General features: G+C 72.1%; 19 protein-coding genes and 1 pseudogene. 14 read left to right on the forward strand and 6 right to left on the reverse strand.

Translation table 11 applies throughout. The features are described from left to right. Positions 1-49: 49 nt before the first annotated feature. The 4 genes and pseudogenes from ABT041_RS33665 to ABT041_RS33680 all read left to right on the forward strand — a co-directional run. Positions 50-124, forward strand: coding sequence for a hypothetical protein (locus ABT041_RS33665; RefSeq protein WP_351191800.1), 75 nt, complete (start codon positions 50-52; stop codon positions 122-124). Continuing rightward, positions 121-1,188, forward strand: coding sequence for a M4 family metallopeptidase (locus ABT041_RS33670; RefSeq protein ID WP_351191690.1), 1,068 nt, complete (start codon positions 121-123; stop codon positions 1,186-1,188). The genes ABT041_RS33665 and ABT041_RS33670 overlap by 4 nt, the downstream gene beginning before the upstream one ends. 172 nt (positions 1,189-1,360) lie before the next feature. After that, positions 1,361-2,647 (forward strand): phytase, encoded by a 1,287-nt coding sequence (locus ABT041_RS33675; protein WP_351191692.1) that lies wholly within the window; start codon positions 1,361-1,363, stop codon positions 2,645-2,647. A gap of 46 nt (positions 2,648-2,693) precedes the next feature. Then, positions 2,694-2,894: pseudogene (locus ABT041_RS33680) on the forward strand (transposase family protein); the annotation flags it as partial. Between the two features lie 126 nt (positions 2,895-3,020). Here ABT041_RS33680 and ABT041_RS33685 read toward each other — a convergent pair. Further along, complete coding sequence (locus ABT041_RS33685; protein ID WP_351191694.1) at positions 3,021-3,386, reverse strand: hypothetical protein; 366 nt, start codon at positions 3,384-3,386, stop codon at positions 3,021-3,023. 200 nt (positions 3,387-3,586) lie between these two features. On the opposite strand from ABT041_RS33685, the gene ABT041_RS33690 reads away from it, so the two are divergent. Next, complete coding sequence (locus ABT041_RS33690) at positions 3,587-3,943, forward strand: hypothetical protein (protein WP_351191696.1); 357 nt, start codon at positions 3,587-3,589, stop codon at positions 3,941-3,943. A 692-nt stretch (positions 3,944-4,635) separates the two neighbouring features. Here ABT041_RS33690 and ABT041_RS33695 read toward each other — a convergent pair. After that, a complete protein-coding gene (locus tag ABT041_RS33695) occupies positions 4,636-5,058 on the reverse strand; it encodes a hypothetical protein (protein WP_351191698.1) in 423 nt (140 codons plus the stop codon). 450 nt (positions 5,059-5,508) lie between these two features. Here ABT041_RS33695 and dhaK point away from each other — a divergent pair, with 450 nt between their 5' ends. Genes dhaK through ABT041_RS33710 form a run of 3 tightly spaced genes read left to right on the forward strand, consistent with a single transcriptional unit; the run spans position 5,509 to position 7,553 of the window. Further along, positions 5,509-6,501, forward strand: a complete 993-nt coding sequence (dhaK, locus tag ABT041_RS33700) for a dihydroxyacetone kinase subunit DhaK (RefSeq protein ID WP_351191700.1) — start codon at positions 5,509-5,511, stop codon at positions 6,499-6,501. A 12-nt stretch (positions 6,502-6,513) separates the two neighbouring features. Then, positions 6,514-7,149, forward strand: a complete 636-nt coding sequence (gene dhaL, locus ABT041_RS33705) for a dihydroxyacetone kinase subunit DhaL (RefSeq protein ID WP_351191702.1) — start codon at positions 6,514-6,516, stop codon at positions 7,147-7,149. Continuing rightward, a complete protein-coding gene (locus tag ABT041_RS33710) occupies positions 7,146-7,553 on the forward strand; it encodes a PTS-dependent dihydroxyacetone kinase phosphotransferase subunit DhaM (RefSeq protein ID WP_351191704.1) in 408 nt (135 codons plus the stop codon). Before dhaL ends, ABT041_RS33710 begins: the two co-directional genes overlap by 4 nt. Positions 7,554-7,592: 39 nt before the next feature. On the opposite strand, the gene ABT041_RS33715 is transcribed toward ABT041_RS33710, so the two are convergent. Then, positions 7,593-8,921, reverse strand: a complete 1,329-nt coding sequence (locus tag ABT041_RS33715) for a hypothetical protein (RefSeq protein ID WP_351191706.1) — start codon at positions 8,919-8,921, stop codon at positions 7,593-7,595. A gap of 280 nt (positions 8,922-9,201) precedes the next feature. On the opposite strand from ABT041_RS33715, the gene ABT041_RS33720 reads away from it, so the two are divergent. From ABT041_RS33720 to ABT041_RS33740, 5 genes are all read left to right on the forward strand, one after another. Then, a complete protein-coding gene (locus tag ABT041_RS33720) occupies positions 9,202-11,223 on the forward strand; it encodes an oxidoreductase (RefSeq protein WP_351191708.1) in 2,022 nt (673 codons plus the stop codon). A gap of 46 nt (positions 11,224-11,269) precedes the next feature. After that, complete coding sequence (locus ABT041_RS33725; protein WP_351191710.1) at positions 11,270-11,815, forward strand: PadR family transcriptional regulator; 546 nt, start codon at positions 11,270-11,272, stop codon at positions 11,813-11,815. A gap of 67 nt (positions 11,816-11,882) precedes the next feature. Further along, on the forward strand, positions 11,883-12,053 hold the full coding sequence (gene rpmF, locus ABT041_RS33730; RefSeq protein WP_351191711.1) for a 50S ribosomal protein L32: 171 nt from the start codon (positions 11,883-11,885) through the stop codon (positions 12,051-12,053). A 4-nt stretch (positions 12,054-12,057) separates the two neighbouring features. Beyond that, positions 12,058-13,248, forward strand: coding sequence for a GTP-binding protein (locus tag ABT041_RS33735; protein ID WP_351191713.1), 1,191 nt, complete (start codon positions 12,058-12,060; stop codon positions 13,246-13,248). A 139-nt stretch (positions 13,249-13,387) separates the two neighbouring features. Continuing rightward, positions 13,388-14,779, forward strand: coding sequence for an NAD(P)/FAD-dependent oxidoreductase (locus ABT041_RS33740; RefSeq protein WP_351191715.1), 1,392 nt, complete (start codon positions 13,388-13,390; stop codon positions 14,777-14,779). A 93-nt stretch (positions 14,780-14,872) separates the two neighbouring features. Here ABT041_RS33740 and ABT041_RS33745 read toward each other — a convergent pair whose 3' ends face one another. Continuing rightward, entirely contained in the window at positions 14,873-16,213 is a 1,341-nt protein-coding gene (locus ABT041_RS33745; protein WP_351191717.1) for a DUF2252 domain-containing protein, read from the reverse strand. A gap of 183 nt (positions 16,214-16,396) precedes the next feature. On the opposite strand from ABT041_RS33745, the gene ABT041_RS33750 reads away from it, so the two are divergent. Then, the gene (locus ABT041_RS33750; RefSeq protein WP_351191719.1) at positions 16,397-17,149 is read left to right on the forward strand and encodes a GntR family transcriptional regulator; all 753 of its coding nucleotides are present in this window, start codon (positions 16,397-16,399) and stop codon (positions 17,147-17,149) included. A 57-nt stretch (positions 17,150-17,206) separates the two neighbouring features. Here ABT041_RS33750 and ABT041_RS33755 read toward each other — a convergent pair whose 3' ends face one another. Both ABT041_RS33755 and ABT041_RS33760 read right to left on the reverse strand, forming a co-directional pair. Further along, positions 17,207-18,736, reverse strand: a complete 1,530-nt coding sequence (locus ABT041_RS33755) for an amino acid permease (RefSeq protein ID WP_351191721.1) — start codon at positions 18,734-18,736, stop codon at positions 17,207-17,209. A gap of 71 nt (positions 18,737-18,807) precedes the next feature. Then, entirely contained in the window at positions 18,808-19,782 is a 975-nt protein-coding gene (locus ABT041_RS33760) for a hypothetical protein (protein ID WP_351191802.1), read from the reverse strand. Positions 19,783-19,934 lie beyond the last annotated feature (152 nt).

Genomic DNA, 19,934 nt, shown 5'->3' on the forward strand with positions numbered 1-19,934 from the left:
GCCATCACGGACTGCCGGTGACGCCTTCTACGACGACAACTGCTTCTGCATGTACTTCGGCGACGGCTCCTCGCAGAACAGCAACACCCCGGTCACCGCGGTGGACGTGGCCGGGCACGGATGAGCCACGGCGTCACCGCCGCCACCGCCAACCTCACCTACTCCGGCGAGTCCGGCGGCCTGAACGAGGCCACCAGCGACATCTTCGGCACCATGGTCGAGTTCTCCGCCGACAACACCGGCGACCCGGGCGACTACTACATCGGCGAGAAGCTCAACATGTCGGGCGGCTACATGCGCCGGATGGACAACCCGGCCGCCGACGGCAGATCGCTGTCCTGCTGGAACTCCAGCGCCGGCTCGGTGGACGTGCACCTCTCCTCCGGGATCGGCAACCACTTCTTCTACCTGGCGGCCGAGGGCACCGGGGCGAAGACCATCGGCGGACGCTCGCACACCGGCACCACCTGCAACAACGACACCTTCGCGGGCATCGGCAAGGACAAGGCCGCAGCGGTCTGGTACCGCGCGCTGTCCACCTACATGACCTCCACCACCAACTACGCCGGCGCCCGCACCGCCACCCTGCAGGCCGCCGCCGACCTGTACGGCACCAACTCCCAGGAGGGGTACCTCGTCTCCAAGGCGTGGGCCGCCGTCAGCGTCGGCACCGCGCTGCCCGACCCCGGCACCGGCACCCCCACCCCCTCGCCGTCCACCCCCACCCCCTCGCCGACTACGCCTCCCAGCGGGAACGCACTGGCCAACGGCGGCTTCGAGCAGGGCACCGGCGGCTGGACCCAGAGCGACAGCATCATCACCAACTCGTCCCTGCAGGCCGCGCGTGACGGGTCCTGGTACGCCTGGATGATGGGCTACGGCGCTGACGCCGTCGAGTCCCTGTCCCAGTCGAACATCGCGGTGCCCTCCACCGGCACCCCGAAGCTCACCTTCTGGCTGAGGGTCACGACCCAGGAGTCCGGCTCCACCGCCTACGACACCCTGAAGGTCAACGTCAACGGCACCACGCTGGCCACCTACTCCAACGCCGACGCGAGCTCCGGATACGTCCAGAAGACCGTCGACCTGTCCGCCTATAAGGGGCAGACGGTGAAGCTGGAGTTCGCCGGTACCGAAGACACCTACCTGTCGACCGTCTTCCTGCTCGACGGCATCGCCATCAGCTGACCGGTTCCGCTCACCACCAGTGCTCCTGCGGCCGGGGCCCCTGATCGGGTGCTCCGACCGCAGGAGCCTTCGGGGCGTGTTCAACCGCCGTCCACCTTTCAGTCGTGGACATGACAGCCGTGATCGTGAGGGTCTTCTCGTTAGGGCAAAGTTCCTCATACAAGGAAGAACCATGACGATACGTCTGACATCTCGCGCCTCCACGCTCGTTCTCTGCACGACACTGGCGACCTTGCTCGCCCTCCCGGCACAGGCCTCCGGGATCGACAGCGTCCGACCGAAGGCCGAGACCGCCCCGCTGTTCGACGACGAGGCCGGCGGCAACGCCAACGCGGACGACCCGGCGATCTGGCGCAACCCCGCCGACCCGGGCCGCAGCCTGGTGATCGCCGCCGCCAAGCAGGGCGGCCTGCGGGCCTATGACCTGGACGCGCGCCAGGTGCAGTCGATCCCCGTCCCGGCCGGGCCGAGCGCCGACGACAAGCCCGGCCGCTTCAACAACGTCGACCTGGTGCAGGGCCTGCGCCTGGGCGGCGTCCGCACGGACGTCGCGGTGGTCAGCGACCGCGGCAACGACCGGCTGCGGATCTACCGCATCGACCGGGACAAGCCCGGCGGCCCGCTCACCGACGTGACCGACCCGGGAGCGCAGCCCGTCTTCTCCGCCGACCAGGCCGAGATCAACAAGCAGAAGACCGCGTACGGCCTCGCCACCTGGACCGACCGCACCACCGGCCGCTCCTACGCCCTGGTCAGCCAGCGCAACCGCACCCGGATCGCCCTGCTGGAACTGCTCCCCACCCCGGCCGGCACCGTCGACTACCGCCAGGTCCGCACCCTGGACCTGCCCGCCTCCTTCCGCCTGCCCAACGGCGACTCCTGGACGCCCTGCGCCGAGCCGGGCGAACTGCCGCAGGTCGAGGGCATGGTCGTCGACCCCTCGGACGGCACCCTGTACGCGGGGCAGGAGGACGTCGGCATCTGGCGCATCGACGCGGGTCTGACCGGCACGCCGATCCTGATCGACAAGGTCCGTGAGTACGGCGTCCCGGGCACGTACGACGCGCAGACCGAGGAGTGCGTGCCCGGCGCCGACCCTGGCTTCGGCGGCAAGCACCTGACGGCCGACGTCGAGGGCCTGACCCTGGTCAACGAGCCGGACGGCGACGGCTACCTGCTCGCCTCCAGCCAGGGCGACAACACCTTCGTCGCCTACGACCGCGAGCGCGACGAGGACAACGAGTACGAGAACGCCTTCCGCATCGCCGCGGCCTCCCCCACCCTCGACGGCTCCGAGGTCTGCGACGGCGCCGCCGCGCTCAACGCCCCGCTCGGCACGCGCTACCCCAAGGGCCTCCTCGTCGTCCAGGACGGTCAGGAGACCCCCAGCGACGGCGACCGCGAGGCCACCGGCTTCAAGTTCGTCGACCTCGGCGAGGTCATCGACACCATCGACTGACCAGCGAACGCCGCGGGCGCACGTGACCACACCGTGCGCCCGTCCTGTCCGGGTGTCCTTTCGCGGCCGTCGCCTCAAGCGATGGAAGCGTCGTCATAACACGACCCACGCCAAGATCCGCTGCCCCGACGAACGCGCCATGGCCACCCTCAAGGCCTGGAGCCTCCTCCGGAAGCTCCGCTGCAGCACGACCCGGATCACGGGCGTGGTGAAGGCGGTCGCCATCCTTCACCACACCTCAACGTGAGGTGGGAAAAGAGTCAGTGCGTCTTACGGGCGTTCGCAGCCGTGGGACCACCTCCGTGGAGAACGTTCTCCCGCTGCGTCACCGCCTCCAGGGCCGAATCGGCTTGCCGGCCAAGACAGCAGCGCGTCAGTCCGTGTCGAGAATGCGCAGCCAGACCTTGGCCGCCTTGGTGCCCGGGATGGACCAGTCGAAGTTCTTCCGGACACCGGAGCCGCACGCTTCCACCATGTCGATCCATCCGGGACCGCCGTCGGATGTAGCGGTCACGGTTGCGCACCGGCCGTCCGCGGCCGTGTCCTGGACCCAGCCGTAGACCTTCACCCCCGTACTGGTGCAGGCGATCTTCCAGTGGGCGTCGCCGCCGCGGGCAGTGGGGGACGCCTCGGAGGGGCAGGTGGCGGCGCCGGCCGTGCCAGCTGTACCGAGCGCCAGCCCCGATGCGAAGACAACTGCCGACAGCGCGGAGGCAAAGGACATCTTGAGCGTGGGCAACGGCTTACCTACCCCTTCGTCGGATCCAACGAGGGGAAATATGCAGCCGGGATTGGCAAGTGAAACGCAGCCCTCCACTGGTTCACTCTTCCGAGGCCAAGCCGAGGTCGGGCCGCTTTTACAGAAGAGGCGGCCTGTCCCTTGCTGAACTCCCCGCTTTACCCTGCGAGTTCAACTGATCCGCGACCCTAGGGGGACCTGTGGCGGACTTCCGCGCCGAGGCGATCGAGGCTTACGAGACGACACGCTCGAAGGACACTCGCGGCATCATCGCCGCCCTTCTCCACCTGGCCGAGACCATCGCACCGGCGGGCACGAACGCGGCTCCGGTGCCGGGCGCCGTGCGGTGGCAGAAGTCGGCGCTCGCCTACCTCCAGGGGAGGAGCCACCGGGACAAGACGGCGGACCGCATCGCACGATGGCTGGGCGAACAGGGCCTCGACGTGGACTTGGACGAGGTCAAGCGCGGCATGTGGCAGCTCGTCGAGGCCGGCCTTGTGAAGGCCAACACAGTCGGGATGAACCCGACGTTCTCCGCCGTCTCCGAGAAGCACTGACGGGGTTGCCTCCGGGGAGGATCGGCCCGTTGCCGCCACCGGCCGTGCCGATCCTCCTCCTCGGGCCGGCCCCTCAGATCTCCGGTTTGGTGTCCACGGCCACCGTGATGTCCTGGATGATGCCGTCGATGTCGTACGTGATGCGGGTCTCCTGGATCTCCACCACCATCATGTCCACGCCGCGGAAGGAGACCCCCTCCCCCGCCGGGACGCGCAGGTTCCCGGTGGAGGTGAGCCGAAGCAGGCTGCTGCGCGAGGCCGCGTGCCGGCCACGACCTCCCTCGCCCCCCTCGACACCTGGACCCTCGTCGCGCTGCCCGATCTGCAGGCAGAGCCACTCATACGGCGCGGGACTGACAAGGCCCGGAATGGGCCCTCCAGCACGTGCACTGCCGTGCGGGCGCCTGGCACTGGGCCGTGCCGCTGTAGCGCTGACGGGACGTCCCCGCCGCTCGGACGTCGGCAGCCGGCACGGGTCGAGCTTCTCCGCGTACATCAGCGCCTGGTCGACCTCGCCGAAGGCGTGTGGACGGAGGAAGCCGCGCGTCTGAGCCTGGCCGAACCCGCCGGGGATGGAGAGGTGCTGTGCGGCCGTCTCGCTCCGCTTCGCCGTCTCCTCGGCTTCTCCGATCAGTTCCCTCGCGCGGCCCCGCCATCCGGCCTGCGCGGCGCTGTACGAGGCCGTCAGAGCATCAGCGTGTCCGCATGGCGAGTTCCTCAGGATGCCGTCCCAACCGTGCGGCCGCTTCCTGGAGATGGTCGATCGCGGCCTGGTAGTCACCGCTGCGGCGCAGGGAGACGCCCGTCGAGTGCGCGGCCTCGCCCGTCACCACCGGGTTGCCGGTCAGCTCCGCCTGAGCCCGTGCCCGTTCGGCCGCCACCCACGCCATGCCCTGGTAGCTCTTGATCGCGAGCTGCGCGAGCAGGACGTACGCACGGGCCGCGATGTCGTGGGCCTGCGAGGCGAGGGAGCCGAGGATCAGCGACGGCAACGTCCGCCCCAGCTTGCTGTACTCCGCCGCCTGGAACACCGTCCGGGCCTCGACAAGCGCCGAGAAGAGCGCTTCATGCGACGCCGGACGCGCGTCGGGCAGATGGAACAGCGACCGCTCCACCAGCTCCTTAGGTCTGCCGCGGCGGCGGCCGGGCCGGGCAGGGCGCTGCCGGGGCCTGCAGCGATCGACGCATCAAGCAGCAAGCCTCATCGGGCGGTCGCTGCCCGGAAGGCATCCGTCCCATCACCATGACCACCTCGACACACACCCTCGCGGCACGCCGACCCCAGAGCACCCCGGGTGCGAGACCGGCCGGATTCAACCGGTGGGGCATCGGTGCGCACCCGCGTCCTAGCGCCGATAATCGCTCCGGGATGCGCATGCGCGAAGCTCGCTCTCGCAACCCAAAGCTGATGCACCATCGGAAAGTCGGCATCAAGTCGGCATCAGGACCGCACGGAACCGCCCCCAAACGCCACGGACCACCAAGAACGACAAACCGGCACACCTGCCCTGACCTGCAAAGACACAGGTCAGTTACTTGCCTGCTGCTCCCACCTGGAGGTATCCATGAGGATGCTCATCAACGTTCCGGAGACGGTCGTCGCCGACGCGCTGCGGGGGATGGCCGCCGCGCATCCCGAGTTGACCGTCGACGTGGAGCGGCGTGTCGTGGTGCGGCGGGACGCGCCCGTGGCGGGGAAGGTGGCGCTGGTGTCCGGCGGCGGGTCCGGGCACGAGCCGCTGCACGGGGGGTTCGTGGGGCCCGGGATGCTGGCCGCCGCCTGTCCGGGCGAGGTGTTCACGTCGCCGGTGCCCGATCAGATGGTGCGGGCCGCCGCGGCCGTCGACAGCGGCGCCGGGGTGCTGTTCGTCGTCAAGAACTACACCGGCGACGTGCTGAACTTCGAGATGGCCGCGGAGCTCGCCGAGGACGAGGGCATCCAGGTCGCCAAGGTCCTCGTCGACGACGACGTGGCCGTCACGGACAGCCTGTACACGGCGGGGCGCCGCGGTACCGGGGGCACCCTGTTCGTGGAGAAGATCGCGGGCGCGGCCGCCGAGGAGGGCGCCCCGCTGGAGCGCGTCGAGGCGATCGCCCGCCGGGTCAACGAGCGGTCCCGGTCCTTCGGGGTGGCCCTGAGCGCCTGCACGACCCCCGCCAAGGGCAGCCCGACCTTCGATCTCCCCGAGGGAGAACTGGAGTTGGGCATCGGCATCCACGGCGAGCCGGGCCGGGAGCGGCGGGCCATGATGACCTCGCGGGAGATCGCGGACTTCGCCGTCGACGCCGTCGTGGAGGATCTGCGCCCGTCCGGACCGGTCATCGCCCTCGTCAACGGGATGGGCGCGACCCCGCTCCTGGAGTTGTACGGGTTCAACGCCGAGGTGCAGCGGGTGCTCGCCGAGCGGCATGTCCCGGTGGCCCGCACACTGGTCGGGAACTACGTGACCTCGCTCGACATGGCGGGCTGCTCGGTGACCCTGTGCGAGGTCGACGAGGAGCTGCTGCGGCTGTGGGACGCTCCGGTGCAGACGCCCGCGCTGCGCTGGGGCCGGTGAGACGGGATGGGCATGGGGAGTGACGACGTGACGGAGACCTTCGGCGCCGGGTTCCTGGTGCGCTGGCTGACCGCGGTGGCCGAGGACGTCGACCGGGAGGCCGACCGGCTCACCGAGCTGGACTCTGCGATCGGCGACGCCGACCACGGCGCCAATCTGAAGCGGGGCTTCGCCGCCGTGACGGAGATCCTCGAGAAGGAACCGCCGCCGACTCCCGGCGCCGTGCTCACCGCCGCAGGGCGGCAGCTCATCTCGACGGTCGGCGGCGCTTCGGGACCGCTGTACGGGACGCTGCTCCGGCGCGCCGGGAAGACCCTGGGCGAGGAGGCGGACGTCACCCGGGAGCGGCTGGCGGAGGCGCTCGACGCCGGTGTGGCGGCGGTGTCGCGGCTGGGCGGTGCCCAGGTGGGCGACAAGACGATGCTGGACGCGCTCGTGCCGGCCGTGGCGGGGCTGCGGAGCTCGTACGAGGCGGGCCGCGCCGCCGCCGAGGAGGGTGCCCTGGCGACCGTACCCCTCCAGGCGCGCAAGGGCAGGGCCAGTTATCTCGGGGAGCGGTCGATCGGGCACCAGGATCCGGGCGCGACGTCGTCGGCGCTGCTGTTCGCCGCGCTCGCCGAGACGGCCGGGGCGGAGGGAGTGGCATGAGCCCGTCTCCCGTCGGCATCGTGCTCGTCTCGCACAGCGCCGCGGTCGCCACGGCGGTGGCCGAGCTGGCCCGGGGCCTCGCCGGCGGCGGCGACCTGGCGCCCGTCCTGCCCGCGGGCGGCACGCCGGACGGTGGGCTCGGGACGAGTGCCGAGCTGATCTGCGAGGCGGCCAAGGCCGTCGACCGGGGGGCCGGGGTGGCGCTCCTGGTCGACCTGGGCAGCGCGGTCCTCACCGTGAAGGCGCTGCTCGCCGAGGGTGACGAACTGCCCGAGGGCTGCCGCCTGGTGGACGCGCCGTTCGTCGAGGGCGCGGTCGCCGCGCTGGTGACGGCGAGCGCCGGTGGGGACCTCGACGCGGTGGCGGCCGCGGCCTCGGAGGCGTACGGCTACCGCAAGGTGTGAGCGTGGGCGGGCCGACGGCGTCGGCCCGCCCACGGAGCTTCACGAGCCCTGTGTCAGCGCCCGGGCACCGGGGCGGGTGGCCGACGCGGCCGGGACCGTGCGGACGGCCGCCGCGGGGCACACCACGGTCGTGGACGCCGCGGCGCTTCGGGTGTCGTCGTTGGCGGCGGAGGCCCTGGCGGTGTTGTCGTACGTTCCACAGCTGTCGGTGGTCGTGAGGGCGGCCACGTGCGCGGAGACCGATCCGCCGGGCGGTACGTCACCGAAGTCGCAGGCGAGCACCTGGCCGGGGGCCGCGCCGCTGATCACGCACCCGGTGACGGCGGGGCTGAGCGACCACTGGATGCCGGGGCCCGCCGGGAGCGCGTCGTTCAGGGTGACGCTCCTGAGTGTGCCCGGGCCGCCGTTGGCGACGGTGGCCGTGAAGCCGATCTCGCCGCCGGCGTCGACGGACGTCGCGTCCGCGGTCTCGGCCAGGGCCATCGACGGGCACAGCACGGTGGTGTCGGCGGTGGCCCGCGCGCTGCCGGTGTTGTCGCCGGTGACGGTGGCGGTGTTGCCGTACCTCCCGCAGCTCGCGAAGACGGTGAGGCTCTGGACGTGCACGGATCGGCTCGCTCCGGCCGGGAGGTCGGGATAGGAGCAGGAGAGGGTCTGGGAACCGGTCTGCCCGACGAGCGTGCACGCTTCGTCGACCGGGTCCATCGTCCAGCTGATGCCGGGGCCGGCGGGCAGGGGGTCGGTGACCGTGACCCCGGTGGCGTCGCCGCCGCCGTTGTGTGTGGTGACGGTGAAGCCGATCGGGTCGCCGGCGCTGACCGACGCGGCATCCGCGGTCTTGCCCAGGCTCAGCTCGGGGGACGGTGGAGGACAGACGACCGTCGTCGAGGCGGAGGCGCTGACGGGCGGGCCGTTGCGGGCCGTCGCCGTCGCGGTGTTCGGGTACGCGCCGCAGCTCGCCGCCGTCGTCGTTGCGGCGACGTGGACGACGGCCCGGGCGCCCTGCCGGAGGTTGCCGAAGGAGCAGCGCAGGGTCTGGCTGCCGACGGGCCCCTGGAGGACGCACCTCCCGGGTCCGCTGTACGAAGGGGAGATCCGCCACTCGACACCGGCGCCGGACGGCAGGGGGTCGGTCAGGGCCGCGCGGACGGCGCTGCCCGGTCCGCGACCGGTGACCGTGAGGGTGTAGCCGACGGCGGATCCCGCGTCGGCCGAGGCGGCGTCGGCGACCTTGGTGAGGGAGAGCCTCGGGTCGGCCGCGTGTCCGGGGCCGTGGTGGGCCTCGGCGCCGACCGCGGGCGCCAGGGTGAGCGCCGCTGCCAGGAGAACGCCTCCGAGGGGCAGGCCGCGCGTGAACCCGTGTCTCATGATCACCGTCCCGTTCGGGAGCCGGCCCTGCGTCCGGCTCGGACACGGTGACGATCCGCCCGTCGGTTTCCGTTCCCCGGGCGCCACGCCGGTGTCGCCCGTTCCCCTCCCCTGGAGGGAGTCAGCGTGGCCGGCACCCCCGATGCGCGCGATCTCCTTGCCGACCCGGAGGCTACCGAGTAGTAGATGTCACTCCCCGATTCTTCTGCAACTAGTTGCAGAAGACGCGCGGGGTCGCCTAGAACAGAGGTCGACGACCCCTGCGCGAGGAGGCGCCCCCATGACCCCGACCCCGTACCCGCACCTGCTGAGCCCGCTCGACCTCGGGTTCACCACCCTGCCCAACCGGGTGATCATGGGCTCGATGCACGTCGGCCTGGAGGAGACCGAGCACGGCTTCGAGCGCATGGCCGCCTTCTACGCCGAGCGCGCCCGGGGCGGCGTCGGCCTCATCGTCACCGGCGGCATCGCGCCCAACGAGGCCGGCCGCCCCTGGGACGGCGGGGCCAAGCTGACCACGGCCGAGGAGGTCGCCGAGCACCGGCTGATCACCGACGCCGTGCACGCCGAGGGGGGCAGGATCGCCATGCAGATCCTGCACTTCGGCCGGTACGCCTACCACCCGGGTCTCGTCGGCCCCAGCCCGATCAAGGCGCCCATCAGCCCCTTCGTACCCAACGAGCTGTCCGACGCCGAGGTCGAGCAGACCGTCGAGGACTACGCGCGCTGCGCCGAACTCGCCAAGGAGGCCGGCTACGACGGCGTCGAGGTGATGGGCTCCGAGGGCTACCTCATCAACGAGTTCATCGCCGCCGCCACCAACCAGCGCACCGACCGCTGGGGCGGCTCGTACGAGAACCGCGTCCGCTTCCCGCTGGAGATCGTCCGCCGGATCCGCGAGCGCGTCGGCGAGGACTTCATCCTCGTCTACCGCCTCTCCATGCTGGACCTCGTCCCCGGCGGCTCCACCCTGGAGGAGGTCGTCCAGCTCGCCAAGGAGATCGAGGCCGCCGGCGCGACCATCATCAACACCGGCATCGGCTGGCACGAGGCGCGCATCCCCACCATCGCCACCTCCGTGCCGCGCGGCGCCTACACCTGGGTGACGAAGAAGCTGATGGGCGCGGTCTCCGTGCCGCTCGTCACCTCCAACCGCATCAACACCCCCGAGGTCGCCGAGGAGATCCTCGCCGACGGCCGCGCCGACCTGGTGTCGCTGGCCCGCCCGTTCCTCGCCGACCCCGCCTTCGTCGCCAAGGCGACGGCCGGCCGCGCGGACACCATCAACACCTGCATCGGCTGCAACCAGGCCTGCCTCGACCACACCTTCAACCTGAAGATCACCTCCTGCCTGGTCAACCCGCGCGCCTGCCACGAGACCGAGCTGGTCCTCTCCCCCACCCGCCTCGCCAAGCGCGTCGCGGTCGTCGGCGCGGGCCCGGCCGGACTGGCCTGCGCGGTGTCCGCCGCCGAGCGCGGCCACTCCGTCACCCTGTTCGACGGCGCCGCCGAGATCGGCGGCCAGCTGAACATCGCCAAGCGCGTCCCGGGCAAGGAGGAGTTCGACGAGACGCTGCGCTACTTCCGCGTCCAGCTCGCCGAGCGCGGCATCGACGTCCGTCTGAACACGTACGTCTCCGCCGCCGACCTGGAGGGCTACGACGAGGTCGTCGTCGCGACCGGCGTCACCCCCCGCACGCCCGGCATCGCCGGCGAGGACCACCCGAGCGTCCTCAGCTACCTCGACGTGCTGCGCGACGGCGCGCCGGTCGGCGAGCGGGTCGCGATCATCGGCGCGGGCGGCATCGGCTTCGACGTCGCCGAGTTCCTCACGGACGGCGGCGAGGGCGCGAGCCAGGACGCCGAGACGTACTTCCGCCAGTGGGGCGTCGACACCTCGTACGAGAACCGCGGCGGACTGCGCGCGCCCGAGCGGACCGCCCCGCCGCGCCAGGTCCACCTGCTCCAGCGCAAGACCTCCAAGGTCGGCGCGGGCCTCGGCAAGACGACCGGCTGGATCCACCGCACCGAGCTCAAGCACCGCGGCGTCACCATGGTGGCCGGGGTGTCGTACGAGCGGATCGACGACGCGGGCCTGCACCTCACCGTCGACGGCGAGGCGCAGCTCCTGCCGGTCGACACGATCGTGCTCTGCGCGGGACAGGAGCCTCGCCGCGACCTGTACGAGGAGCTGGTCGCCGCCGGCCGCTCGGCACACCTCATCGGCGGCGCGGACGTCGCCGCCGAGCTGGACGCGAAGCGGGCGATCGACCAGGGCACGCGGCTCGCGGCGACCCTCTGACCTCCACCCCGTGATCACCGTGGCCGGCCGAACCTAGGATGCGAGCATGTCCCTCCCGCACGCGATCCTCACCGCGCTGCTCGAAAAGCCGTCCTCCGGCCTCGAACTGACGCGCCGCTTCGACAAGTCGATCGGCTACTTCTGGTCGGCCACGCACCAGCAGATCTACCGCGAGCTCGGGAAGCTGGAGCAGGCGGGGCACATCCGCGCCCTGCCCGCTCCCGTGCCGGCCCGGGGACAGAAGAAGGAGTACGAGGTGCTGCCCGCGGGCCGGGCCGAGCTGAGCGACTGGGTGGGCAGGGTGGAGGACCCGAAGCCGCTCCGGTCGGCGCTGCTGCTGCGGATGCGGGCGGCGGCGATGGTGGGCGCGGCGGGGCTCCGGGCCGAGCTCCGACGCCATCTCGCCCTGCACCGGGCCCAGTTGGACGAGTACCTGGTCATCGAGGCCCGCGACTTCCCTGCGGAACGCCGCCGGACCGAACCGGACCGGCTGCGGCATCTCGTCCTGCGGGGCGGGGTGGATCTGGAGCGGTTCTGGGTGGAGTGGCTGACGGGCGCGCTGGCCGAGCTCGGGCCGGAGGAGGAGTCCTGACTTTGTTAATGGGAATCATTTTCATGTAGCGTGACCGTCACGTCCCGACGATGGAGGTCCGTTTCCCATGGCCGTGCCCAAGCGCAAGATGTCCCGCTCCAACACCCGCCACCGCCGCTCCCAGTGGAAGGCGAGCACCGTCCAGCTCGTCCCCGTCACGGTCGACGGAGTCGTCCACCAGGTCCCGCAGCGCCTGGTGCGGGCGTACGAGCGCGGCCTGCTCCGCCCCGAGGGCTGAGCCGGTGCCCACCGCCGACCCGGCCGCCGACGTCCGGCTGCCCGTCACCGTGCTCTCCGGCTTCCTCGGCGCCGGGAAGACGACGCTCCTCAACCACGTCCTGGCCAACCGCGAGGGCCTGCGCGTCGCGGTGATCGTCAACGACATGAGCGAGATCAACATCGACGCCGCCCTGGTGCGGGGCGGCGACGCCGCGCTCTCCCGGACCGAGGAGCGGCTCGTCGAGATGACCAACGGCTGCATCTGCTGCACCCTGCGCGACGACCTCCTGGAGGAGGTCGACCGGCTGGCCCGCGAGGGGCGGTTCGACCACCTGCTCATCGAGTCCAGCGGGATCTCCGAACCGATGCCGGTCGCCGCCACCTTCGCCTTCCCGCGCGACGACGGCGCGACCCTCGGCGATCTCGCCCGGCTCGACACCATGGCCACCGTGGTCGACGCCGCGAACTTCCTGCCCGAGCTGGCGGCCGGGGACGGGCTCACCGAGCGCGGCCTCGCCCCCTACGAGGACGACGAGCGCACGGTCAGCGATCTGCTCATGGACCAGATCGAGTTCGCCGACGTCATCGTCCTCAACAAGCTCGACCTGGTCGGTCACGAGGACGCGGAGCGGCTCGCCGCGACCCTCGAAAGGCTGAACCCGGCGGCCCGGATCGTGACCGCCACGCACGGCCGCGTCCCCACCGCCGAGCTGCTCGGCACCGGGCTCTTCGATCTCGACCGGGCCCAGCAGGCGCCGGGCTGGGTCCGGGAGCTCAACGGGGACCACGCGCCGGAGACCGAGGAGTACGGCATCTCGTCCACCGTCTACCGCGCCGGCCGCCCCTTCCACCCGGCGCGGCTCTGGCGGTTCGTCACCGACGGCGCCACGGGCATGGACAGCGGCGCGTACGGGCGGATCCTGCGCTCCAAGGGCTTCTTCGCCCTGGCCGGCCGGGAGCCGGTGACCGGGCTGTGGTCGCAGGCGGGTGCCGTGGCACGGTTCGAGCCCTCCGGGGTGGCGGCGGCCGACGGCCCGGCCGCGCAGGAGCTGGTGTTCATCGGGACGGAGCTCGACGCCGCCGCCCTGACCGCGGCGCTCGACCGGTGCCTGGTCGCCGACGGGGAGACCGGCCCGTGGGAGGACCCGTTCCCCGCGTGGGCCGTGCACGGCCTGGAGGAAGCCTGCGCCCTTGAGGCGGGCCCGGAGACGTAGGAGCGGGCTCGGTCCGACCCCGGCCCTCCAGAGCGGGGCCGGTGCCGGGCCGCCGCATCGAGTGACTCGGCACACGCGACGCGGCCCGCAGCGGCGTGGATACTGGTCAGTTGTAGTTCCACGACACGAAAGGGCGGGTATGGCCGACGACTTGGGGCGCCGCGCGACACGTCACGCGGTGGTCATCGGGGGAAGTCTCGCTGGACTGCTGGCCGCTCGGGTCCTCGCCGAGCACGCCGAGAAGGTGACGGTCGTCGAGCGCGACCGCTTCCCGGAGGGACCCGAGGCCCGGCCCGGCGTCCCGCAGGGCCGGCACCTCCACGTCCTCATCGCGGGCGGGCAGCAGGCCTTCGACGAGCTGCTCCCCGGCTTCACGAAGGAGCTCGGAGAGCTCGGCGCGCCCAAGGTGGGCGTCCCGGAGGACATGGTCCAGTGGCAGAACGGCAAGTGGTTCCGCCGGACGCCCGCGAGCGCGCACTTCTACTCGGGCGCGCGCCCGCAGCTGGAGTGGCTGGTGCGGCAGCGGGTCTTCGCCGACCCGCGCATCGAACTGATCGAGGGCCACGAGACGGTGGGCCTGACCGGCGACTCCTCGCGCGTCCGCGGCGTACGGCTGCGCGAGCGCGGCGCGGGCGCCGATAAGGAGACCCGGGTCCTGGAGGCCGATCTCGTCGTCGACGCGTCCGGGCGGTCCACGAAGTCCGCCGACTGGCTCGCCGGGATCGGCGCCGAGGCGCCGCACGAGGAGACCATCGACACCGGTCTCGCGTACGGCACGCGGGTCTACCGCGCCCCGGCCGGGGTCCTGGACAGCGACGCCAGGGGCTACTTCATCGTGCCCAACCCCGCGCAGGAGTACGGGGCCGTCGTCCTGCCCGTCGGCGACGGCACCCACCTGGTGACCCTCTCCGGGCTGCGCGGCAACGAACCGCCGACGGAGGAGGGGGCGTTCGAGGAGTACGCCAAGCGGATGCCGCACTCCGTGATCAGCGAGTGGCTGGCCGAGGCGGAGCCGGTGTCCCCGGTGTACGGCTTCCGCAAGACCGCCAACATCCGTCGCCGGTACGACCGTCCGGGCCGCCGCCCGGCCGGCTTCCTCGCCACCGGCGACGCGCTCTGCGCCTTCAACCCGATCTACGGGCAGGGCATGGCGGTCGCCGCGATCTCCGCGGTCGCCCTGCGCCGGGCGCTCGCCGACCCGAGGCGCACCCCGACCACCCGGCGGGTGCAGCGCGCGCTGCTCGACGCCTCCCGGCAGGCCTGGGACATCTCGACGGGCGCCGACAAGAAGATGCCCGGCGCCGTCGGCGGTGCGGCCGGTCCCGGCGCGCTGGACAAGGCGGTCGGCTGGTACCTGGGCCGGGTGCAGGAGCGGGCGGCGGGTGACCCGGTCGTGGGCATCCCCTTCCGCCGGGCGCTCACCCTCACCGCCCCGATGACGGCCCTGTTCGCCCCCGCGGTGGCGCGGGCGGTCCTCTTCGGACCGGTGTCCGAGACGCCGGCGGAACCGCCGCTGCGCCGCAACGCGTAGAGCCGTACGGGTGACGGCGGCCCTCCCGGCGCGTACCGGCGCCGGGGGCCGCCGTCACGGTGTTCATGCGCCCTGGGGTGGCCGTCACCCCGTTCAGGCGCCTGGGGCCGCCGTCACCATGCCCGCGGCTATGGCCGCGCCCAGCGCCGCGTAGTCGTCGGCGTTCTGCCCTGCGTACGCGAGGGCGAAGTCGGCCACCGAGCGGTCGAAGACGTCCGAGGCACCCAGGTAGGCGGCGATGGCGATCCGGTCGCCGGTGCGGGCGTGCGCGCGGGCCAGGGCGCGGCCGCACAGCCGCGCGTAGTCCCGCAGGGTGGCCGGGGACATGGTCTCCACCTCGGCGGAGCCCTTCATGTCGCGCAGCTGCCGCCAGTAGAAGTGGCGCTGTTCGGGTCCGGTCATCCAGCCGAGGAAGATGTCGCTCGCGGCCTGGACGAGCCGCTGTCCGCAGACGACGCGATGGCCCTGGTGGGAGTAGGAGGACGGCGGCAGATACGGTTCGAGCGCGGAGCGGCCGGCTTCCTTGATCTGCAGGATGAGGGGGTCGCTGTCGTCCCGGCCTTCGAGGAGGAGCACGAAGCAGCGGGTGCCGACGCTGCCGACTCCGACGACCTTCCGTGCGGCGTCGACGTAGTGGTAGCGGTCGAGGAGGACGCGGCGCTCCTCGGGGAGGGAGCTGCGGTAGTCGCTGAAGATCTTGCCGAGGGTGGCCCGGTCGATGTCCGCGACGCGTTCGAGGAGCGGCGGGTCGTCGACGATGTGCCGGTTCCCGGCCTCGTCCCGCTCGGTGAGCTTGGCGAGCGCCTGGAGGCTGGTGCGGCGACGGGCGCCCGCGAGCCGTTTGGTGAGGCGGGCGCGGTCCTGGCCCCGTACGACGTGCAGGATGTCGTCGGCGGAGATCCGCTCGTACCAGACCTCCAGCTCACCCAGTTCCGCGAGGCGGCGCATGGCCGTGCGGTACGACTCGACGGCGACGAGCGCCGCGCGGTGCGCCTTGGGCTTCGCGCTGCCGTTCTGGAGGGCGGCGACGGTGACGCTGGCGGCGAGCCTCTTGACGTCCCATTCGAAGGGGCCGGGGAGGGTCTCGTCGAAGTCGTTCACGTCGAAGAGGAGCGTCCGTTCGGGTGAGGCGTACACCCCGAAGTTGAGCAGGTGGGCGTCGCCGCAGAGCTGCACGGTGAGCCCGGTGTGCCGCTGGGCGCCGAGGTCGGCGGCCATGACGGCTGCCGCGCCGCGCAGGAACGCGAAGGGGGAGACGGCCATCCTGCCGTAGCGGAGGGGGACGAGGTCGGGCAGCCGGTCCTGGGACTCGCGCTCCAGGACGTCCAGCGGGGTGGGCCGCTGAGAGCTCGGTATCCACCGCCCGTGGGAGGAGCGGGGGACACGCTTGCGGGCCGCCCTGCCTTTCGCGGCCCGTTCCGAAGGAGTCGTCATCCGGCCTCACCCGCTTCTGTCCGCAGCCGAGCCACCGGCCCGTCACCTGTGACCTCATTACAAGGCGCGACGCTCGTTTCGGCCACTCTGCCGGACCGGTCTGGCGAAATGGTTTAGACCAATGATAGGAATTGATCACCCAGGCGCCCCCTGCTGTCACGCTGAGCAAAGAGAGGGTTGATCATGGCCGAGCCCGATTCCGAGGCGGCGGAAGTGCCGCTCTATCTCCGGGTCGCCGCCGCCCTGCGCGAGGACCTCACCCAGCGGCGCATCTCCCCCGGGAGCCGGCTCCCTTCGGAGCGATCGCTTTCCCAGCACTACCACGTCAACCGGCAGACCGTCCGCAGCGCGCTCCAACTCCTCAGGGAGGAAGGGCTCGTGGTGACCGACCGGCGCGGCACCTTCGCCGCCGAGGAGGCCGAGCCCGAGCCGTCCGCACCGGCCCTCACGGCCCGCCGCCCGACGTTTCCGGGCGGGCCGCGGGCGGCCGGGGCACTCGTACGGGCCTCGCTCACGTGGGAGCCGCCGCCCACTCCCCTGGCGGCCCGGCTCCTGCTCACCCCGGGCGAGCCGACGCTCGTCCACCGGCACACGGTGCTCGGGCCGCACGGGGCGGCGCTCCAGCGGGCGGTGTCGTGGTTCTCCCGGCCGGCCCTCGCCGAGATCCCGCAGCTCTCCCGGTACCGGCGGGGCAGGGACTGCCGTCAACAGCCGGACCTGCGGCTCCTCTACCACTGGATGCACCGGGCGGGGCTGCGGATCACCCACCGGGAGTCGGTCGGCGTCCCGCCCACCGCGGCCGCGACGACGGAGGGCGGTACGGCCCGGCTGGTCGTCCACCGGGTCGTCAGCGACCAGCACGGGCACGCCCTGGAGATCACCGACATCGACTTCTCGGCCCAGTCGGCCTCCTGGACCTACGAGTTCAGCGCCTGACGACGCTCCGGCTCCCGGCTCCCGGCCCCGACCGGGGGCGGGAGCCGGGTTCCGTCCTCAGATGATGCCCTCGGAGATCTCCGCCTCCTCGCGGGCGCTTCCGTACGTGGTCGGCGTGCCGTACGAGCGGCGGGCGACGTACCACCAGACGCTGGCGAGGACGAGCACGACGGCGAGCGCGATGGCGGCGTAGTTCATGGTGTCGACGTTCACCGGGGACTTCTGCGGCAGGCAGAAGAGGACGGTCACGAGGGCCACCCACACGACGGCGATCCAGCCGATCGGCCTGCTCCAGCGGCCGAGGCTCCACGGGCCGGGGACGAAGCGGTTCCCGGCGCGCAGCCGCAGGTAGATCGGGATGGCGTAGGCGGGGGTGATGCCGATGACGTTGATCGCGGTGACGGCGCCGTAGGCCGTGGCCGAGTACAGCGAGGGGACGGCGAGCAGCGCGGCCACGACGACCGCCAGCCAGACGGCGGCGACGGGCGTCTGGGTGCCGCTGTCGACCTTGCGCCAGAGCGAGGAGCCGGGAAGGGCGTTGTCCCGGCTGAACGCGAAGACCATGCGGCTCGCGGCGGCCACCTCGGCGTTGCCGCAGAAGAGCTGGGCGACGATCACCACGAGCAGCAGGGCGGCGGCGCCGCCGGAGCCGAGCGCGTCCAGGAAGATCTGGGCGGGCGGGACGCCGGTGGCGCTGTTCTGCGTGGCCGCGTAGTCCTGGATGGCGAAGGTGAGTCCGGCGAGGAGGGCGAACCCGGCGAGCCAGGAGACCCAGATGGACCGGACGATGCCCTTGGCCGCGCTGACGGAGGCGTTGGAGGTCTCCTCGGAGAGGTGGGCCGAGGCGTCGTAGCCGGAGAAGGTGTACTGGGCGAGGAGCAGGCCGATCGCGGCGACGTAGAACGGGTTGGCCCAGCCGGTGTCGTTGACGAACTTCGTGAAGACGAACTCGACGGACTGGTGCCGGTCGGGGACGAAGGCGAGCGCGCCGACGATGACCGCGACGCCGATGAGGTGCCACCAGACGCTGAGCGAGTTGAGGACGCTGACGAGCCGCACGCCGAAGAGGTTGAGCCCGGCGTGGAGCAGCAGGATCGCGAGGAAGATGAGGAAGGTGGAGCCGGGGGTGGGCACGAAGCCCCACTGGAGGTTGAGGAAGGCTCCGGTGAAGAGGGCGGCGCCGTAGTCGATGCCGGCGATCGCGCCGAGCAGGCCCAGCAGGTTCAGCCAGCCGGTGTACCAGCCCCAGCGGCGCCCGCCGAGCCGGTCCGCCATGTAGTAGAGGGCGCCCGAGGTCGGGTAGGCGCTGGTGACCTCGGCGAGGGCGAGGCCCACGCACAGGACGAAGAGGCCGACGCCGACCCAGCCCCACAGCATGACGGAGGGGCCGCCGGTGCCCAGGCCGAAGCCGTAGAGGGTCATGCAGCCGGAGAGGACGGAGATGACCGAGAAGCTGATCGCGAAGTTGCCGAAGCCGTCCATGCGGCGGGCGAGGACGGGCTGGTAGCCGAGCTCTCTCAGTCTCGCCTCCTCGTCCTGGGAGGGTGGCTTGCGTATCGCGTCGATCGGGGCTTCGGTGCGGGACATGGGGACCTCCGGGGACGGGGGGGGAGCGGGGGTGGGGGTGGAAGCGGGGGCGCCGGGGTGCGGCAGGCGCGTCAGCCGCTGAGACAGCGGGCGCGGGCGCGCAGGAAGACCTCCTCCGCGAGGGCGCGGTCGTCCGGGTGGGCGGTGCGGTAGGCCCAGGGGAGGGTCGTGTAGTACGGGCCGAGGGCCTCGAAGACCCGGGCGGCGTCGGCGAAGCGGAGGGCTCCGAAGAGGGCGTGCGCCAGGTGGTTGAGGTCGAGCAGGGAGGCCTCGTCGGTGGCGCAGAAGAGGAACCAGGTGTCCAGGGCGCGCTGGGCGTCGCGTACGGCGTCCTCGGCGACCCAGTGCAGGTCGAGGGCGCGCTCGTGGCCTCGCTCGCGCCGGTAGCGCTCGACGCGGACGTAGAGCGGGAGGGCGTGCAGGGCGGAGCCGACGGGCGCGGAACCGGCGGCCCAGTAGGAGTAGTTGACGGCCTCGGAGAGCGGTCCGGAGCGCCGCGCGTAGACGAACTGGAGCATGCGGTGGTGCGCCTCGCGGTTGTGCGGATCGCGCTTCTCCACCTCGGCGAGCAGGCCCCAGGGGCCGGGCGGCAGCATGGGCGCCGGAGGGGTGAGCCGGTGCTCGGCCATCCGCTGCTGCTCGTCGAGGGCGGCGAGGGCGAGCAGCCCGACCCAGGGCACGGGGTCGGCGGGTGAGCGCTCGGAGGCCTCGCGGCAGGCGGTCCAGGCCTCCTGCCAGAGTTCCCCGGTCCGGGCGTGGGCGGCGCGGTGGGCGCGGACGGCCCGCTCGACGGCGACCCGGCTGTGCATCACGGCGGCGGCGAGGCTCTCGGGCTGCTCGGCCCGCCAGATGGGGACGACGTCACTGCCCGCGGCGACGGCGCCGAGGACCTGGGTGCGCCGGGTCCAGGCCTCCCAGTCGGACGTCTCGTCGAGCAGCCGGGCCATGGACACCCAACGGCCGGTGCGTAAGTCCTGGACGGCGTTGCGCAGGGCGTGGTCGTGGCCGGCCGGGTGGTAGACGGGCCGGAATCCGTGTCCGGCCATCAGGGGCTGGGGCATGGTGTGGATGTCATGGGTCCTCGGTGGATGGAAAGGGTGGTCAGTCCCCCGGCGGGCGTCCCGGCCGTTGATCGGCGATCACTATAGAGGGCTCTGGACGCGACCGGTCCACTTTCTTTCTTGACAGTAACTATCAA

Origin of the sequence: Streptomyces sp. NPDC002825 (assembly GCF_040295385.1) — a bacterium.
Classification (GTDB): Bacteria; Actinomycetota; Actinomycetes; order Streptomycetales; family Streptomycetaceae; genus Streptomyces.

What these genes read in the sequence shown, in the direction of transcription:
- ABT041_RS33670 (WP_351191690.1), top strand. Translation starts at nt 121, where the DNA reads ATGAGCCACGGCGTCACCGCCGCCACCGCCAACCTCACCTACTCCGGC.
- ABT041_RS33675 (WP_351191692.1), top strand. Translation starts at nt 1,361, where the DNA reads ATGACGATACGTCTGACATCTCGCGCCTCCACGCTCGTTCTCTGCACG.
- dhaK (WP_351191700.1), top strand. Translation starts at nt 5,509, where the DNA reads ATGAGGATGCTCATCAACGTTCCGGAGACGGTCGTCGCCGACGCGCTG.
- dhaL (WP_351191702.1), top strand. Translation starts at nt 6,514, where the DNA reads ATGGGGAGTGACGACGTGACGGAGACCTTCGGCGCCGGGTTCCTGGTG.
- ABT041_RS33710 (WP_351191704.1), top strand. Translation starts at nt 7,146, where the DNA reads ATGAGCCCGTCTCCCGTCGGCATCGTGCTCGTCTCGCACAGCGCCGCG.
- ABT041_RS33715 (WP_351191706.1), bottom strand. Translation starts at nt 8,921, where the DNA reads ATGAGACACGGGTTCACGCGCGGCCTGCCCCTCGGAGGCGTTCTCCTG.
- ABT041_RS33720 (WP_351191708.1), top strand. Translation starts at nt 9,202, where the DNA reads ATGACCCCGACCCCGTACCCGCACCTGCTGAGCCCGCTCGACCTCGGG.
- ABT041_RS33725 (WP_351191710.1), top strand. Translation starts at nt 11,270, where the DNA reads ATGTCCCTCCCGCACGCGATCCTCACCGCGCTGCTCGAAAAGCCGTCC.
- rpmF (WP_351191711.1), top strand. Translation starts at nt 11,883, where the DNA reads ATGGCCGTGCCCAAGCGCAAGATGTCCCGCTCCAACACCCGCCACCGC.
- ABT041_RS33740 (WP_351191715.1), top strand. Translation starts at nt 13,388, where the DNA reads ATGGCCGACGACTTGGGGCGCCGCGCGACACGTCACGCGGTGGTCATC.
- ABT041_RS33745 (WP_351191717.1), bottom strand. Translation starts at nt 16,213, where the DNA reads ATGACGACTCCTTCGGAACGGGCCGCGAAAGGCAGGGCGGCCCGCAAG.
- ABT041_RS33750 (WP_351191719.1), top strand. Translation starts at nt 16,397, where the DNA reads ATGGCCGAGCCCGATTCCGAGGCGGCGGAAGTGCCGCTCTATCTCCGG.
- ABT041_RS33755 (WP_351191721.1), bottom strand. Translation starts at nt 18,736, where the DNA reads ATGTCCCGCACCGAAGCCCCGATCGACGCGATACGCAAGCCACCCTCC.
- ABT041_RS33760 (WP_351191802.1), bottom strand. Translation starts at nt 19,782, where the DNA reads ATGGCCGGACACGGATTCCGGCCCGTCTACCACCCGGCCGGCCACGAC.